This is a genomic window from Methylobacterium sp. B4, from assembly GCF_003201865.1.
GTDB lineage: Bacteria > Pseudomonadota > Alphaproteobacteria > Rhizobiales > Beijerinckiaceae > Methylobacterium.
Genome location: NZ_QJJJ01000014.1, coordinates 37,551 through 52,332 on the forward strand (window position 1 = coordinate 37,551; position 14,782 = coordinate 52,332).

The 14,782-nt window shown below is 70.1% G+C and carries 16 protein-coding genes; 5 read left to right on the forward strand and 11 right to left on the reverse strand.

Annotated elements, in window-relative coordinates; genetic code table 11:
* The first annotated feature begins 56 nt into the window (after positions 1–56).
* Both dapB and BY998_RS16575 read left to right on the forward strand, forming a co-directional pair.
* A complete protein-coding gene (gene dapB / locus BY998_RS16570) occupies positions 57–860 on the forward strand; it encodes a 4-hydroxy-tetrahydrodipicolinate reductase (RefSeq protein WP_110352715.1) in 804 nt (267 codons plus the stop codon).
* Between the two features lie 140 nt (positions 861–1,000).
* Positions 1,001–1,639 carry a 2,3-bisphosphoglycerate-dependent phosphoglycerate mutase gene (locus tag BY998_RS16575; RefSeq protein WP_110352716.1) on the forward strand — a complete coding sequence of 213 codons (639 nt, stop codon included), beginning with the start codon at positions 1,001–1,003 and terminating at the stop codon, positions 1,637–1,639.
* 9 nt (positions 1,640–1,648) lie between these two features.
* Here the strand turns inward: BY998_RS16575 and bchI are convergent, their stop codons facing one another.
* The 10 genes from bchI to BY998_RS16625 all read right to left on the reverse strand — a co-directional run bounded on the left by bchI (position 1,649) and on the right by BY998_RS16625 (position 10,301).
* Positions 1,649–2,662 (reverse strand): magnesium chelatase ATPase subunit I, encoded by a 1,014-nt coding sequence (gene bchI / locus BY998_RS16580; protein ID WP_110352717.1) that lies wholly within the window; start codon positions 2,660–2,662, stop codon positions 1,649–1,651.
* 139 nt (positions 2,663–2,801) lie between these two features.
* Positions 2,802–3,131 carry a hypothetical protein gene (locus BY998_RS16585; RefSeq protein WP_110352718.1) on the reverse strand — a complete coding sequence of 110 codons (330 nt, stop codon included), beginning with the start codon at positions 3,129–3,131 and terminating at the stop codon, positions 2,802–2,804.
* A 2-nt stretch (positions 3,132–3,133) separates the two neighbouring features.
* On the reverse strand, positions 3,134–3,601 hold the full coding sequence (ptsN, locus tag BY998_RS16590) for a PTS IIA-like nitrogen regulatory protein PtsN (protein ID WP_110352719.1): 468 nt from the start codon (positions 3,599–3,601) through the stop codon (positions 3,134–3,136).
* A gap of 211 nt (positions 3,602–3,812) precedes the next feature.
* Positions 3,813–4,430, reverse strand: a complete 618-nt coding sequence (gene raiA / locus BY998_RS16595) for a ribosome-associated translation inhibitor RaiA (protein WP_110352720.1) — start codon at positions 4,428–4,430, stop codon at positions 3,813–3,815.
* 115 nt (positions 4,431–4,545) lie between these two features.
* Positions 4,546–6,105, reverse strand: a complete 1,560-nt coding sequence (rpoN, locus tag BY998_RS16600) for an RNA polymerase factor sigma-54 (RefSeq protein ID WP_110352721.1) — start codon at positions 6,103–6,105, stop codon at positions 4,546–4,548.
* Positions 6,106–6,508: 403 nt separating this feature from the next.
* On the reverse strand, positions 6,509–7,366 hold the full coding sequence (lptB, locus tag BY998_RS16605; RefSeq protein ID WP_110352722.1) for an LPS export ABC transporter ATP-binding protein: 858 nt from the start codon (positions 7,364–7,366) through the stop codon (positions 6,509–6,511).
* Between the two features lie 17 nt (positions 7,367–7,383).
* A complete protein-coding gene (locus BY998_RS16610) occupies positions 7,384–8,193 on the reverse strand; it encodes an LptA/OstA family protein (RefSeq protein ID WP_110352723.1) in 810 nt (269 codons plus the stop codon).
* Positions 8,190–8,957: a lipopolysaccharide-assembly, LptC-related protein gene (locus BY998_RS16615; RefSeq protein WP_110352724.1), complete on the reverse strand. Its 768-nt coding sequence runs from the start codon at positions 8,955–8,957 to the stop codon at positions 8,190–8,192. Before BY998_RS16615 ends, BY998_RS16610 begins: the two co-directional genes overlap by 4 nt.
* Before the next feature lie 216 nt (positions 8,958–9,173).
* Positions 9,174–9,803, reverse strand: coding sequence for a ribonuclease D (locus tag BY998_RS16620; protein ID WP_110352725.1), 630 nt, complete (start codon positions 9,801–9,803; stop codon positions 9,174–9,176).
* A gap of 138 nt (positions 9,804–9,941) precedes the next feature.
* Complete coding sequence (locus BY998_RS16625; protein ID WP_110352726.1) at positions 9,942–10,301, reverse strand: helix-hairpin-helix domain-containing protein; 360 nt, start codon at positions 10,299–10,301, stop codon at positions 9,942–9,944.
* 291 nt (positions 10,302–10,592) lie between these two features.
* Between BY998_RS16625 and BY998_RS16630 the strand changes: the two genes are divergently transcribed.
* Together BY998_RS16630 and BY998_RS16635 are read left to right on the forward strand one after the other, a co-directional pair.
* Complete coding sequence (locus BY998_RS16630) at positions 10,593–10,925, forward strand: CsbD family protein (protein ID WP_110352727.1); 333 nt, start codon at positions 10,593–10,595, stop codon at positions 10,923–10,925.
* A 145-nt stretch (positions 10,926–11,070) separates the two neighbouring features.
* Positions 11,071–11,505 (forward strand): BA14K family protein, encoded by a 435-nt coding sequence (locus BY998_RS16635; protein WP_110352728.1) that lies wholly within the window; start codon positions 11,071–11,073, stop codon positions 11,503–11,505.
* A 34-nt stretch (positions 11,506–11,539) separates the two neighbouring features.
* Here BY998_RS16635 and BY998_RS16640 read toward each other — a convergent pair whose 3' ends face one another.
* Complete coding sequence (locus tag BY998_RS16640; RefSeq protein WP_110352773.1) at positions 11,540–13,120, reverse strand: sensor domain-containing diguanylate cyclase; 1,581 nt, start codon at positions 13,118–13,120, stop codon at positions 11,540–11,542.
* Between the two features lie 294 nt (positions 13,121–13,414).
* On the opposite strand from BY998_RS16640, the gene BY998_RS16645 reads away from it, so the two are divergent.
* Entirely contained in the window at positions 13,415–14,731 is a 1,317-nt protein-coding gene (locus BY998_RS16645; protein ID WP_110352774.1) for an MFS transporter, read from the forward strand.
* The last annotated feature ends 51 nt before the right edge of the window (positions 14,732–14,782 follow it).

Genomic DNA, 14,782 nt, shown 5'->3' on the forward strand with positions numbered 1-14,782 from the left:
GCGCTACAAGCGCCCGACGGCCGCCGGCCATCCATCGCAGCGGAAAGTCGATCAACATGAAGCTCGTGGTCGTGGGCGCCGAGGGGCGCATGGGGCGGATGCTGATCCGTGCCGTCGCGGAAGCGGACGGGTGCACCCTACACGGCGCCATCGAGCGCCCGGGCTCGCCGACCCTCGGCCGGGATGCAGGGCTGCTCGCGGGGGTGGGCGAACTCGGCGTGCCGGTCTCGGACGATCCGCTGCCGCTCTTCGTGGCCGCCGACGGCGTACTCGACTTCACCGCGCCCGCCGCGACGCTCGCCTTCGCGGAACTGGCCGCCCAGGCCCGCATCGTCCACGTGATCGGCACGACGGGGCTTTCCGAAGAGGACCTGAAGCGGCTGGAGGCGGCGAGCTACCACGCGCGCCTCGTGCGCTCAGGCAACATGTCGCTGGGCGTCAACCTGCTGGCCGGCCTCGTGCGCCGGGTCGCGGCCACGCTCGGCGAGGAGTTCGATATCGAGGTGCTGGAGATGCACCACCGCATGAAGGTCGATGCGCCCTCCGGCACCGCCCTGCTGCTGGGCGAGGCCGCGGCCGAGGGCCGCCGGGTCGCGCTCGCCGAGACCCGCGTTTCGACTCGCGACGGGCATACCGGCGCGCGCCGGCCCGGCGATATCGGCTTCGCCACCCTTCGCGGCGGATCGGTGGTCGGCGATCACAGCGTGATCTTCGCCGGCCCCTCCGAGCGCATCACGCTCTCGCACCACGCCGAGGACCGGGCCATCTTCGCCCGCGGCGCCCTGCGGGCGGCGCGATGGGCCTTCGACAAACCGCCGGGCCTCTACGGCATGGACGACGTGCTCGGGCTTCGGGATTAGACTTATCTCCGAATAACGAATTCGGCGGAACGTCAGGCTCGGGCTTGGGGCGCGGCGAGCCCTCTGGTAGAGGCCGGGCGCATGTTTCCCGAGGCCAAGGCGGCGGCCTCGCACAGCCATCCTCCGGAGAGATCGATCCCATGGAGCGCCTGCTCGTCCTCGCTCGGCACGGCCAGAGCGAGTGGAACCTCAAGAAGCTGTTCACCGGCTGGCGCGATCCGGAGCTGACCGAACTCGGCATCGAGGAGGCCCGCCGCGCCGGGCGCTGGCTCAAGAGCCAGGGCACGCAGTTCGACGTGGCCTTCACCTCGAACCTGCGCCGCGCCCAGGACACCTGCTCGCTGATCCTCGAAGAGATGGGTCAGAGCGGGCTGGAGACGATTCGCAACGAGGCGCTCAACGAGCGCGATTACGGCGACCTCGCGGGCCTCAACAAGGACGATGCCCGCGAGCGCTGGGGCGACGCCCAGGTCCACGAGTGGCGCCGCTCCTACGATGTGCCCCCGCCCGGCGGCGAGAGCCTCAAGGACACCGCCGCCCGGGTGCTGCCCTACTACATCCAGTCGATCCTGCCGCGGGTGATGTCCGGCCAGCGCGTGCTGGTGGCCGCTCACGGCAACTCCCTGCGGGCGCTGGTGATGGTCCTCGACGGCATGACCACCAAGACCATCGCGAGCCTGGAGATCGCGACCGGCATCCCGCTGGTCTACCAGCTCAAGGCCGACACCACCGTCGAGTCGAAGCTCGTCCTCGACAAGGACATCGACCAGGACGATTGAGGGCCGGCTTCAGCCCGCCCCCAGAACCTCCTCCACGGCCCGCGCCACACGCGCCGTGGAGCCGGATTCGTCGAGCGGATTGCGGCGCAGACGGTGGCGGAGCGCGCTCGGGGCGACTTGCCGCAGATGCGCGACCGTCACGGCGTCCGCCCCTTCGAGGGCGGCGAGTGCCCGGGCCGTGCGCATCAGCGTGAGCTCGCCGCGCAGGCCGTCGGTGCCGAGCGCGAGGCAGAGCCGGGCCGCGCTCTCCAGCACCGCATCTGGAACGCCCACTCCGCCCAGACGCTCGCGGGCGGATAGAATCGTCTTCTGGAGCGCCTTCTCGGCCTTTCCTTGCGCGGCGCAGAACCCGTCCGCGTCGCGCTCGTAGGCGTCGCGCCGCCGCACCACCTCGATGCGCGTGGCGATGTCGGTCGGTGTCGTCACCTCGCAGGCGAGCCCGAAGCGGTCGAGGAGCTGCGGGCGCAACTCCCCCTCCTCCGGGTTGCCGCTGCCGACGAGCACGAAGCGGGCCGGGTGGCGCAGCGATAGCCCCTCGCGCTCGACCGTGTTGACGCCCGAGGCCGCGACATCGAGCAGGAGATCCACGAGGTGGTCCTCCAGCAGGTTCGCCTCGTCGATGTAGAGGAAGCCGCGATTGGCCCGCGCCAGCAGGCCCGGCTCGAAGGCCTTTTCGCCCTTCGTCAGGGCGCGCTCCAGATCGAGGGCGCCGACGACCCGGTCCTCGGTGGCGCCGAGCGGCAGGTCGACCACCGGCACCGGGATCATGTGGCTCTTGCCCCTTCCCCGCGCGCAATGCGGGCAATCGGCGGCGGGTGCCTCGGGGGAACAGGAATAGGGGCAGCCGGCCACCGCGCGGATCTTCGGCAGCAGGGCGGCGAGCGCCCGAACCGCCGTGGACTTGCCGGTGCCCCGGTCGCCGAAGACGAGGACGCCGCCGACGGACGGATCGACCGCCGCGATCAGCAGAGCCCGCTTCATCTCCTCCTGGGCGACGATGGCAGTGAAGGGAAAGGGAGGCACGCTCGATCAGCTTCCGTGGCCGGATGGGCCCGGACGCGGCGCGCGGGCAGGATTAGCGGATCATGCACGATTCGAACGGCGCGGACAGCCGCGCGGCTCTCACAACCGGGACAATCGCGCGAAGCCGCAGGCCCTCGCCTCACAATCCGCGGCAGCGGGTACGCAGCAGGCCCGAAAATTCCTTTTCGGAGCTCTGGACCTGACCCAGGCGCTCGGTGCGCTCGGGGCCCGATAGGCAGCGCCCGTAGACGCCCGCGATCCGGCGCATCGTCTCGACATGGCGCTGCCAGACCCGGCAACGGCTCGCATCGTCGTCGCCGCCGCTTTCGAGCTGTTCGACCGCCTGCCGCTGCATCGATCCCGCCACGAGCACGTCGCGGGCGCAGGCCGCCTCGCTCTGCGCCCGCAGGCTGCCGGGTGTGAGGAGCGCCGCCGCGAGGAGTGCGGCACGCAATCCGTATGCGATCATGGTCAGGCCGCCTGCGTCGTCGGCCCGTGGGCCAGCAGGGCGTAGAGGGCGGTGGCATCCCGGGCGCTGCGGATGCGCTCCAACATGCCTGGCTCGCGCAGGAGCCGGGCCACCTGGGCCAGCGCCTTCAGGTGTTCGGCGCCGGCGCCCTCGGGAGCGAGCAGCAAGAAGGCGACATCGACGGGCTGGCCGTCGAGGGCATCGAAATCCACCGGCTTCTCGAGCCGGGCGACGAGGCCGAACAGGCGGTCGAGCTGGCCGAGCTTGCCATGAGGGATCGCCACCCCGTCGCCGATGCCCGTCGATCCCAGGCGCTCGCGCTGAAGCAGCGTCTCGAAGATGTCGCGCTCCGACAGCCCGGTGAGGTGGCGGGCAGCGTGGGCGGCCAGTTCCTGGAGCACGTGCTTCTTGTCCCGCACGCGCAGGGACGGGACCACGGAGTCCGGACTCAGGAATTCAAGCATGGGCATGAAAACTAAACGCCTCGTCGGCGGGATTCCATCCAGCGGTCCCGCGTTCTCCGGCGCGGGCTCCGGAGTGCACACCCCGGCTCAGAGCGCCTCACGACATTCCGAGATCTCCAAGATCTCGGGGATGCCTTCCCCGGCCGCAAGGGTGCGGCCGGCATTTCATGAAGGACGCCCTGTCCCCGCCCGAGGCGGCCCGAAGGAGGGCCGTGCCTCAGCCACGGTCGCCGGGAGGATCGACCCACCCGATCGCGCCGTCACTGCGCCGATATACGACGTTGATGCGCCCGGTGCCAGCGTGAACGAAGACGATGACGGGAGCGCCCGTGAGGTCGAGGGCGGTCACCGCCTCGCTGACGGATTGCCTCTTCAGGGTCCGGGTGCTCTCGGCCACGACCGGGGGGTGATCGCCCTCCTCCTCGGCCTCGACGCCGTCATCCTCCAGATCCTCGCCGGCTTCCTCGGCCGGCGCGGCGAAGACGGCGTAGGCCGCCTCGACGCCGGCGCCGTTATGGCTCGACGCGGCGTGGTCCTTCAGCTTGTGCTTGTAGCGGCGCAGCCGCTTTTCGAGCCGGTCCGCCGTCTGCTCGAAGCTGGCGTGAGCGTCGTGCGCCGCGCCCGAGGCTTCGAGCGTCAGGCCGGTGACGAGATGGAGCACGCAATCCGTCCGGTAGGCGGTGCCGTCGCGGCGAAGCGTGACGTGACCCGTGCAAGTCTCGCTCATGTGCGGGTCGAGATATTTCGAGAGCGTCGCCGCCATGCGGTCTTCGACCCGGCCGCGCAAAGCCGTACCGAGATCGAGGCCATGCCCCGTCACCCGCAAACCCGCCATCGACGTCTCCGTTTTCTCTCCCGAACATCGAGAGTTAGACAGAGGGCGGGGCAAGTCAACGCGAAGGCGAGCCGGCGCAGGCCCCCCCGACCGACCGCTGCCGGAAATCCCGGGCTCAGCGCGCGGCCGAGGCCATCCGCGACCTGCGGCGCTCGATCGAGGAAGGGATGCGCAGGGATTCGCGGTATTTCGCGACCGTGCGGCGGGCGATATCGACGCCCTCGTCGCGCAGGCGCTGCACCAGAGCGTCGTCGGAGAGCACGTCCGCGGCCTCCGCATCGACGAGCTGCTTGATGCGGTGGCGCACGGCCTCGGAGGAATGGGCCGCCGCCCCGGCCGCACCGGGGATCGCCGCGGTGAAGAAGTACTTCATCTCCAGCGTGCCGCGGCTGGTGCCGATCGACTTGTTTGAGGTCACCCGCGAGACGGTCGACTCGTGCATGCCGATCGCTTCGGCGACGGTCTTGAGGTTCAGGGGCCGCAGGTGGGCAACGCCGTGCAGGAAGAAGGCGTCCTGCTGGCGCACGATCTCGGTGGCGACCTTGAGAATGGTGCGCGCGCGCTGCTCCAGGCTTCGGGTGAGCCAGTTGGCGGTCTGCAGGCATTCGGAGAGGAACGCCTTGTCCCCGTCGGCGACCGCGCCCTTCGAGACGCGGGCATAGTAGCTCTGGTTGACCAGCACCCGCGGCAGCGCTTCGGAATTCAGCTCCACCAGCCAGGAGCCGTCGGGGGCCGCACGCACGAAGACATCGGGGATCAGCACCTCGACGGCGTGGGCGCCGAAGGCCCGGCCGGGCTTCGGGTCGAGACGGCGGATCTCGGACAGCATTTCGACGAGATCCTCGTCGTCCACGCCGCAGAGGCGCCGCAAAGCCGGAAAATCCCGCTTGGCCACGAGGTCGAGGCGCGAGACCAGCGCCTGCATGGCCGGGTCGAAGCGATCCTGCTCGCGCAGCTGGATCGCGAGGCATTCGGCGAGGTCGCGCGCGGCCACGCCCGGGGGGTCGAAGCTCTGGACCAGCTTCAGCACGCGGGCGACGTCGTCGAGCGCGGCGCCGAGCCGCTCGGCCACGAGATCGATCTCCTCGCGCAGGTAGCCGGCCTCGTCCACCGCATCGATCAGGAAGCTGCCGATCAGCCGGTCGGTGGGGTTCTGCGTGGCGAGGTCGAGCTGCGCCGCGAGGTGCTCGCGCAGGCTGGTCTCGGCGGTCAGCGTCGCCTCGAAGTCGGGAAGTTCGCCGTCGAAGCTGCCGCCGGTGTTGCCGTAGGGCGCGGGCGTCAGCGAGAGCATGTCGCCGCTGCCCGTATCGCGGGGGGTGGGGTTCTCGTCGGCGAAGACGTTGTCGAGGCGGGTATCGAGGTCGCCCTCGATCTCGCCGCGGCTCGGCGTCATCTCGGAGGCGAGCCAAGCTTCGGACTCGGGCGCGTCCCCGCCCTCGTAGCCCTCGCCGGCGCCGTCGTAGGCCTCACCGTCCGACGACGCTTCCGGCGCCTCGCGCTCGGGGGCACCCTCGCCCTCGATACGCTCCAGCAGCGGATTGCGCTCCAGCTCAGCATCGACATAGGCTGCCAGATCGAGCTGCGAGAGTTGCAGCAGCTTGATCGCCTGCAGCAGTTGCGGCGTCATCACCAGGGCCTGGCCCTGGCGCATCTCGAGGCGCTGCATCAAACTCATGGCGACGCTCAACCCCCGACAAGCCTGAAGGAACTGCCAGCCGCAAGCCACTCGGCCGCATCGGCACGCTTCTTGCTTCCTCCTGAGTTAGGTTTAGACCCGGCCGAGCCTTCCGTCAAAGCGTGATTGGCGGCACCCGCTCCGAAATCCATGCAAGCCGGCAGCATTGTCACAGAGTTCTCGCCGGATGCGGCCCGGCCGGCCCACACGCTCCGCGTGAGCCGGTTTCCATTCGTGCCATCGCGAGGATCAAGAATCCCTTGCGCGGCCCCGGGCGGCAACCGTCATGGTTCAGAAGCGGTGATCGCGGCGGCGCGTGTTTTACGCGGCGAGCGTTTTCCGATCCGGCGGCGGACGGCCGCCATCGTGCTCAGGCAGGCGAAGGGATGGCTTCGATCAAAGTTTAAAGGCGAAAATCTTCGCCGAGATAGAGCCGCCGCGCATCCTCGTTCGCCACGATCTGCTCGGGCGTGCCTTCGGTGAGGATGCGGCCGGAATGGGCGATGTAGGCCCGGTCGATCAGACCCAGGGTCTCGCGGACGTTGTGGTCGGTGATGAGCACGCCGATGCCGCGCTGCTTCAGGTGCTTCACGAGATCCTGGATGTCGCCGACCGCGATCGGGTCGATGCCGGCGAAGGGCTCGTCGAGCAGCATGTAGCTCGGGGACGAGGCGAGCGCCCGGGCGATCTCGCAGCGCCGCCGCTCACCGCCGGACAGGGCGATGGAGGGCGACTTGCGCAGGCGCGCGATGTCGAACTCTTCCAGCAGCGAATCGAGCTTGCGCTCGCGGGCCTTGCGGTCGGGCTCGGCCACCTCCAGCACGGCGCGGATGTTGTCCTCGACCGAGAGCCCGCGGAAGATCGAGGCCTCCTGCGGCAGGTAGCCGATGCCGAGCCGGGCGCGCTGGTACATCGGCAGGTTCGTGATCTCCAGGCCGTCGAGGCTGATATAGCCGCGGTCGGCCGGCACGAGGCCGGTGATCATGTAGAAGATCGTGGTCTTGCCCGCGCCGTTGGGCCCCAGCAGCCCCACCGCCTCGCCGTTATGGACGGTGAGACCCGCCTCGTGGACCACGGTGCGCGCGCCGTAGCTCTTGCGCAGCCCCCGCACGTGCAGGACGCCCGGACCACCGCCCTCGGCGGCGAGGCTCCCGGCGGCCTGCGCGGTCGTCGGATTGCGGCCGAGCACCCGACCGAGCCAGGAGCCCTTCCGGCCGCGCGGCGGCTCGGCGCCCGCCTGGAGCGACACGCCCGTGGGCATTCCCGAGGGCGTCACGATCAGTTCGCCTGCGCCCGCGTCTTGATCGAGGGCTTCTCGGCCGGCTTCTCGGTCGTCTTGGAACCGGGCTTGGCCGCCACCGCCGGCGCGGCACAGCCCTTCGGCTGGCTGCCCTTGGCAGCCGCCTTGTCGCCGCCCTCGCCGGGCACGAACATCGCCGAGACGCGCCCGCCGGCAACCGGGTCCATGTTCGCCCTGCCGCTGGCCATGTCGTAGACGAGCCGCGAGCCGCGGGTCACGTTCTGGCACTGGCTGAGCACGACGTTGCCGGTCAGCACGATGCGCTTGGCGACCTGATCGAACACCGCGTTGTCGCCCGTGGCGACCTGATCCTTCTGGGCCACCGTGACGGGACCGGCGCACTCGACCTTGCGGATGCCGTTGCCGCCGAGCGCATCGACCGCCTTGGCCTTGGCGTCGTCCGACGCCTCGGACTCGGTCTTGGCCGCGTCCTTGCCCGGATCCTTGTCCTTGTCGCGCTTGTAGTGGACCGTCATCGCCGAGCAGCGGATCGTGCTGTCGCCCTGCACCGCCACGACGTTGCCGGCGAAGATCGCCTTGTTCTCGCGGTCGAACACATCGAGCCGGTCGGCGTCGATCTTGATCGGGCCCTTGCCGCCGCCGACGGTGCCGAGCGGCGCGGACTTCTCCTTCGACGCATCCTTGGCCACGTCCTTGGCCGGCTGCTGCGCCGTGGCGCCGGCCCCGGGATGGGTCAGGCCGAGGACGAGACCGAAAGCGAGCCCGAGGGTACGGCCAAGGGTACGGCCAAGGGTGCGGCCGCGAGTCAGGCCGGAATGGGCGCTCATCGGGCCTGCTCCGACGGTTCGGCCGCGGAGGTGCGGATGCGCTCCGACTCCGCCTTCGCGGCGACCTTCGCATCCCCTTTCGTCCCCGGCTCCTCGCCGTGGAACACGGCGTGCACGCCGCCGACGAAGGACACGACCCGGCCGTTCTCGACCACGTCGAGGCTGTCGGCGACGATCAACCCGGCGGGGACCGTGACGGTGACCGCCTTGGACGAGCGCAGACTCCCGCTCTTGAAATCGACGGTGGCGACGGAGAGGCGGATCTCCTCGCCCTTGTCGGTCCAGAGGCGGATGTCGTTCTCGAGGTTGAGCGATTCGCGGGTGGAGTCGAACACGCCGCCGCGCGCCTCCAGATAGGCGCGCCCGCCCTTGTCGTCGGTGGCGACGTGGCCCTTCATGGCCTGCAATTCGATGATGCTCGGCTTGCGCACGTCCTGCTGCGCGGCGTCGGCGATCACCTCGTAACCGCGCTCGCCCTTGCGGAAGCCGGACAGGCGCGGGTTCTCCATGGTCACCTTGGTGCCCGAGACGCTGATCGGACCGACCGAGACGTTGGGGATGCTGCCGGAAAGCGGGCCGTAGAGCACGATCGCGGCCAGCCCGAACATGGCGAGGCCGGCGACGACGGGAATGACCCGGCGTAGCGTCCGCACCTGCGCGCTGTGCCGGCGTGCGCGCCCGTGCGCCCGCTTGCGGCGCGCGTTCTCGTTCGCGGCGAGCGCGAGGAGATCCGTCTCCGTCTGGATGGTGTCCGCCGCCTGCATCGCGTTCCTGAGGGGGTCGGCGCGCCTGCGGTCGCGCCCTGCCGGCCGGATGCCCCGGTGCGGTGGCGAAGTTATGGCCTCGTCTCGCGGCCGGGATCAACGGTGCCCGCGTGCGCCCCCGCACGAAGAGCGGCCGGAATCATCCTGCCTGCGAAGACATTTCCCGTCCCCGTTGCAGCCCGGCATCGTTTCCCGATCGAAGTCGTGGGTTTTGCTTCAGGAATGAGCGAAGATATCGACCTCCGGCCAGCCCGCGAGATCGAGTTTCGCCCGGGTGGGCAGGAATTCGAAGCAGGCATTGGCGATCGCGGTGCGCCCTTCGCGGGCGAGCATCGCGTCGAGGCGCTCGCGGGCGGCGTGGAGATGGAGCACGTCGGAGGCCGCGTAATCGATCTGCGCCTGACTCAAGGTGTCCGCGCCCCAGTCCGACGATTGCTGCTGCTTGGAGAGATCGACGCCGACGAGTTCGCGCACCACGTCCTTCAGGCCGTGCCGGTCGGTATAGGTGCGGGCGAGCTTCGAGGCGATCTTGGTGCAGTAGACCGGGGCGGGCATCACGCCGAAAGCGTTGAACAACGCCGCGAGATCGAAGCGGGCGAAGTGGAAGATCTTGACGACGCCCGCATCGGCCAGAACCGCCTTCAACCGTTCCGGCGCCGGATCGCCCGGGCGGATCTGCACCACGTCGGCGCTGCCGTCGCCCCGCGAGACCTGCACGACGCAGAGCCGGTCGCGGTGCGGGTTGAGCCCCAGGGTTTCCGTGTCGATGGCGATGGCCGCGCCGGGCTCGAAATCGGGGGGAAGGTCGCCGTGATGGAGGCGGATCCGGTGGCTGGCGGCGGACATTCTCGCGCGGGCGCTTTCGAAGGGTCGGGCAAGGGGCACGCAAACGGGCGTGAGCGCCCGCGGTAGCACCGCGGGGCCCATCCGGAAAGGCTGCCTTCGCGACCGGGCGCTCGCGGGAGCGCCCGGCGCACGGCTCGCCTATTTCTGCTTGGCGATGATCCGGTCCTTGATCTCGGCATAGACCGACTCGGGCAGGATCTTCTTGCGCACCAGCTCGTCCTTGCCCCGGTAGGGCCGGCCCTTGACGATGGCGGCGGAGCGTGCCTCCCCGATGCCCTTGAGCTGGCTCAGCTCCTCGGCACTGGCCGAGTTGATGTCGATGAGGGCCGCCTTCGCGTCCGGCTTCGCCGCATCCGGGGTGGCGGCGGGCGCCGTCGACGGGGCAGCGGCCGGGGGCCTCGCGGCCGGCGGGGTGGCCGGGCTCGGCGCCTGGGCGAGCGCAGGCGCGGCGGCGAGGCCGAGGAGCAGGGTCAGGGTGGGGATCAGGGAAGCACGCATGTCGATCTCCCGACAGCGGGCGGCGGGGCGCCGCACCGGTATCCTAGGGATAAGGCGGGCCGCTTGAACCGCGTTTGAACGGCCCCGGGTGGACCGGCCACGCCTCAGGCTGCAACCGCGTCCCCCTGAAATGCTCTGACTGCGCAATTCTTTCCCGGAACAAGCTCGCCCGCGATCCGTTCGTGGTCCGCTGTGCTGCCGGTCCGCTCCTGGGTCCGGCCCGGCCGATGCTCCGCCCTCTCGAACGCGGCGGAAGCCAGAACACGTTTCGAACGAGAGAGGATCGAGGCCATGGTCGACAGCGACAGGATCACGGGCGCCGCGCGGGAACTCGGCGGCAAGGTGCAGGGTGCGGTCGGCAGCCTGAGCGGCTCGCGCGACGACGTGGCGGCGGGCCGGCTGCGCGAGGCAACGGGCCGCGCGGAGAATGTCTACGGACAGGCCAAGGACGCCGTGCGCCATGCCGCCGACGAGGCCTACGACGTGGCGGAAGAGGCCTACGATCGCGGCCGCCGGACCCTCAAGGAGGGCCATGAGCGCTCCGTCGAGTGGCCGCACGCCTCGTTGCTCGTGGCCGGATTGATCGGCTTCGGGCTCGGCCTGCTGGTGCGCGGGCGCAACTGAGGCCCGGCGCACCCGGCATCCGGCGACCTCACGTCGCCGGATGCGAACCGGCCGGTCGCGCGTTGTTCCTTCGGGATCCGGCCGAGCGGCCGGGTACCCGCTCCTTCCGCCGACCTGCGGCGATCACCAAGGAATCGACGACACGATGAAGCTGACCCTCGCGCTTGCCGCCACCGTCACCGCCCTCCTCGCGGCCGCGCCGGCCTTCGCCGCGCCCGCTCCGCAGAGCCCGATCGAGGCTCTGGTCAAGGGTGATCTGCCGACCGGCTACAGCCAGTACCGCCGCTACGGGCACCGCCATTACGGCCACCGCCGCCACGGCTACGGGCGGGGTTGGCGCAGCGGCTATCGCCGGGGGCCGGGCGTGGGCGCCGCGGTCGGCGCGGGCGTAGCGGGTCTGGCGGCGGGCGCCATCCTCGGCGGCGCGATCGCCAATTCGCAGGCGCAGGCCGCTCCGGTCGTCGTGCAGGGCGGCCCGAGCCCCGAAGCGGTCGCCGCCTGCGCCCGGCGCTTCCGCTCCTACGATGCACGGAGCGGGACCTATCTCGGCAATGACGGCGCCCGGCATCCCTGTCCGTAACGCAGCCCGCCGGTTCACCCGCGCGGCGAAAGCCTCATCGCACGGGTGAGCCGGCTGCCGCCGGCAGCCGAAACGCCTCCGGGGCACGCTCAACTTCCCCAACGACGGGCGCACAGATCGTACGGTCGCGGCCGGCTTCCTTGGCCGCGTACAGCGCCGTGTCGGCCCTTCGATAGAGATCGTGCATCGTCCCGCTGCCGCGCGCGACGGCGAGGCCGATGCTGACGGTGACGGAACCGGCCGGAATTCCGGCCGACGGAACGCCGATTGCGGCCACGGCCGCGTGGATCGCCGCAGCGCGTTGCAGGGCTCCCTCCCGGTCGGTCTCGGGCAGCAGGACGACGAATTCCTCGCCGCCGACGCGGGCTGCGAAGTCGCCAGGCCGGCGCAAGCTCTTTCTCAGCGCCTCGGCGAGCCCCTTCAGCACCTCGTCGCCGACCATGTGGCCGTGCGCGTCGTTGTAGCGCTTGAAGTGGTCGGCATCGGCCACGAGGAGCGCCGCCGGCCTGCCCGTGCGCTGGGCCGTCCTCCAGGCACGCGAAAATACCTCTTCGAAGCGCCGCCGGTTCGGCAGACCGGTGAGGGCGTCGGTCTGCGAGAGGCGTGCCAGTTCCGCCTGCATCGCCGTCCGGCGACCGAGTTCGCGCCCGAACAGGAGCGAGAGCAGAATGGTCAACCCGCACAGGAACAGGACCGCGAAACCGATCACCAGGGCCTTCTCCCGCCACTCCGCCTCGATCTCGGCGGCCGAGAGGGCGACGTTGAGCAGAAGCGGGAAGTCCGCGACCTGGGTGAAGGCATAGTAGCGCTCGACGCCGTCGCGCACCGACTGCCCCGTGAAGCTGCCGCTGCGCTGGGCCAAGAAGCGCTCGAAGGTCGGCGCCCCGGCGATGTTGGCGCCGATATCGGCCTCGACGGACGGGTGGCGCATCAAGCGCGTGCCGTCGCGCAGGTAGAGGTTGATCGCGCCGTCCCGGCCGAGCCCGATCTGGTCGAACAGGCGGCTGAAATAGGAGAGCTTGAGGCTCGCCGACACGATGCCGCCGAATGACCCGTCGGGGCGGTCGATGCGGCGGCTCAGCACGATCACTTGCGTGCCGAGCAGGCGCGAGACCAGCGGCCGACTGATGGTGAGCCCGAGACCGCTCTGCGCTCGATGGGCCTGGAAATAGGCCCGATCGGCGTTGTTGATGCGGCGGGCGGGCAAGGCGTGAGAGTCGATCACCGTGTCGCCGTTCGCATCGACGACGAGCATCACACCCATGTCCCGCGCCGTGGCCGCGCGATCGAACAGGATGAGCTGGCGCAGGCCCGGATCGAGATCGACGACACCCGTCGCATTGAGGTTGTCGATCACCGCCGTCAGGGAAAGATCGATGATCTCGATGTTGCGGGCGATGTCCCGCTCGATCACCTGAAGCAGGTTCTTGGAGGTCTGCTCGGCCTTGTCCCAGGCGTCCCGCCTCAGGTCGAGCAGCATCAGGCCCGAGAGCACCAGCATGCCGAGGGGCGCGAGAATGCCCAGAATGAGCCAGGTCCGAGCCGGGCGCGCCCGCAAGTCGGGCGGGCAAAGCCGATCTGCCGCCCCCTCGCCGTCGACGCCCGCTCCGCGCATCGTGCCGCCCACCTCGCCTCGAGTCGTTCTGCGCGAAAGGCGCTAAAAGATTCTTTTGTCCGCTACGGTACGCCCCGTCGCCCCGTCGCCCCGCGCTTTTCGGTTAACGCGATCCTCCTGATGAAAAGGGGCCGGCGACCGTCGCACGCAGACGTGATCGAGGAGCCGGGATTAAGAACGCCCGAGCCAGGAACGAAGGCAGCAGCAGCAACTTAGCGCCGTGGCCGTCCGGCTGCCCGTGTTCTTGCAGCGGACCGACGACGGCCTTCGACCCACGTTTCAGAGATGTCGGCCATGCGAGTCGAGGCGCACCCGTCCTCCGATCCCGAGCGGCAGCCGTCGCGGGCCGCGCTGCGCGGTCTCGATCTGCTCAACGTCACCCTCGCCGACGTGCGCGACGGGCTGGGGCCCTATCTCGCGATCTACCTGCTCGCCGTGCGCGGTCCGGAGCAGGGTTGGAACGAGGCGACGATCGGTCTCGTGATGACGATCGCCGGCATTGCCGGCCTGCTGACGCAGACGCCGGCGGGCGCCCTGATCGATCGCACCCGGAACAAGCGCGGCGTCGTCATCGTCGCGGCGTTGGCCGTCACCGCGAGCTGTCTCGTCCTGCCCTGGATCTCGAATTTCTATCTCGTCGCCGGTACGCAGGCGCTCGCCAGCATGGCTGGCTCGATCTTCGCGCCCGCATTGACCGGCATCACCCTGGGCATCGTCGGCCCAAAACTGTTTTCCAAGCGCATCGGCCGCAACGAGGGCTTCAACCACGCCGGCAACGCGGTCTCCGCGATGCTCGCGGGCGGGCTGGCCTACCTGTTCGGCCCCATCGTCGTGTTCTGGCTGATGGGAATCCTGGCCGCCTGCTCGATCGGCGCGATGCTGATGGTGCCGGCCGAGTCGATCGACGACGACCTCGCCCGCGGCCTCGACTGCCGGGAAGACCAGAACTGCGAGCAGCCCTCGGGCCTGAGCCTGCTGCTGCGCAACCGCCACCTGATGCTGTTCGCGCTGCTCTGCGCCGCCTTCCACCTCGCCAACGCGGCGATGCTGCCCTCGGTCGGCCAGTTGCTGACGAAGGTGGTCGGCAAGGACAACGCGACCTCGCTCATCGCGGTCTGCATCGTGGCCGCACAATGCGTGATGGTGCCGATGGCGGTGCTGGTGGGCGCCAAGGCCGACAGCTTCGGGCGCAAGCCGATCTTCCTGGCCGCCTTCGGCGTTCTGGCCCTGCGCGGGGTGCTCTACACCTTCTCCGACAACCCCTTTTATCTCGTGGCGGTGCAGTGCCTCGACGGGGTCGGCGCCGGTATCTACGGCGCGCTGTTCCCGATCGTCGTGGCCGACCTGACCCGCGGCACCGGCCGCTTCAACGTCGCGCAGGGTGCGGCGGCGACCGCCCAGGGCCTCGGCGCGGCGCTGAGCGCGACGCTGGCCGGCGTCATCATCGTCGCCGCGGGCTATTCGGCGGCCTTCCTCGTGCTCGCCGCGGTCGCGGGGGCGGGCTTTGCCCTCTACCTGCTGTTCATGCCCGAGACCCTCGGCTACGAGCCCCGTCCGACCGACGCGCAGCCGCCGACACCCGCTTCGCCGCTCGCGGTGCCGGCCGAGTAGCAAGCCGGCGACACCCGCCGACGCTCGCGAAAAACCCCTTCACAGGAACCG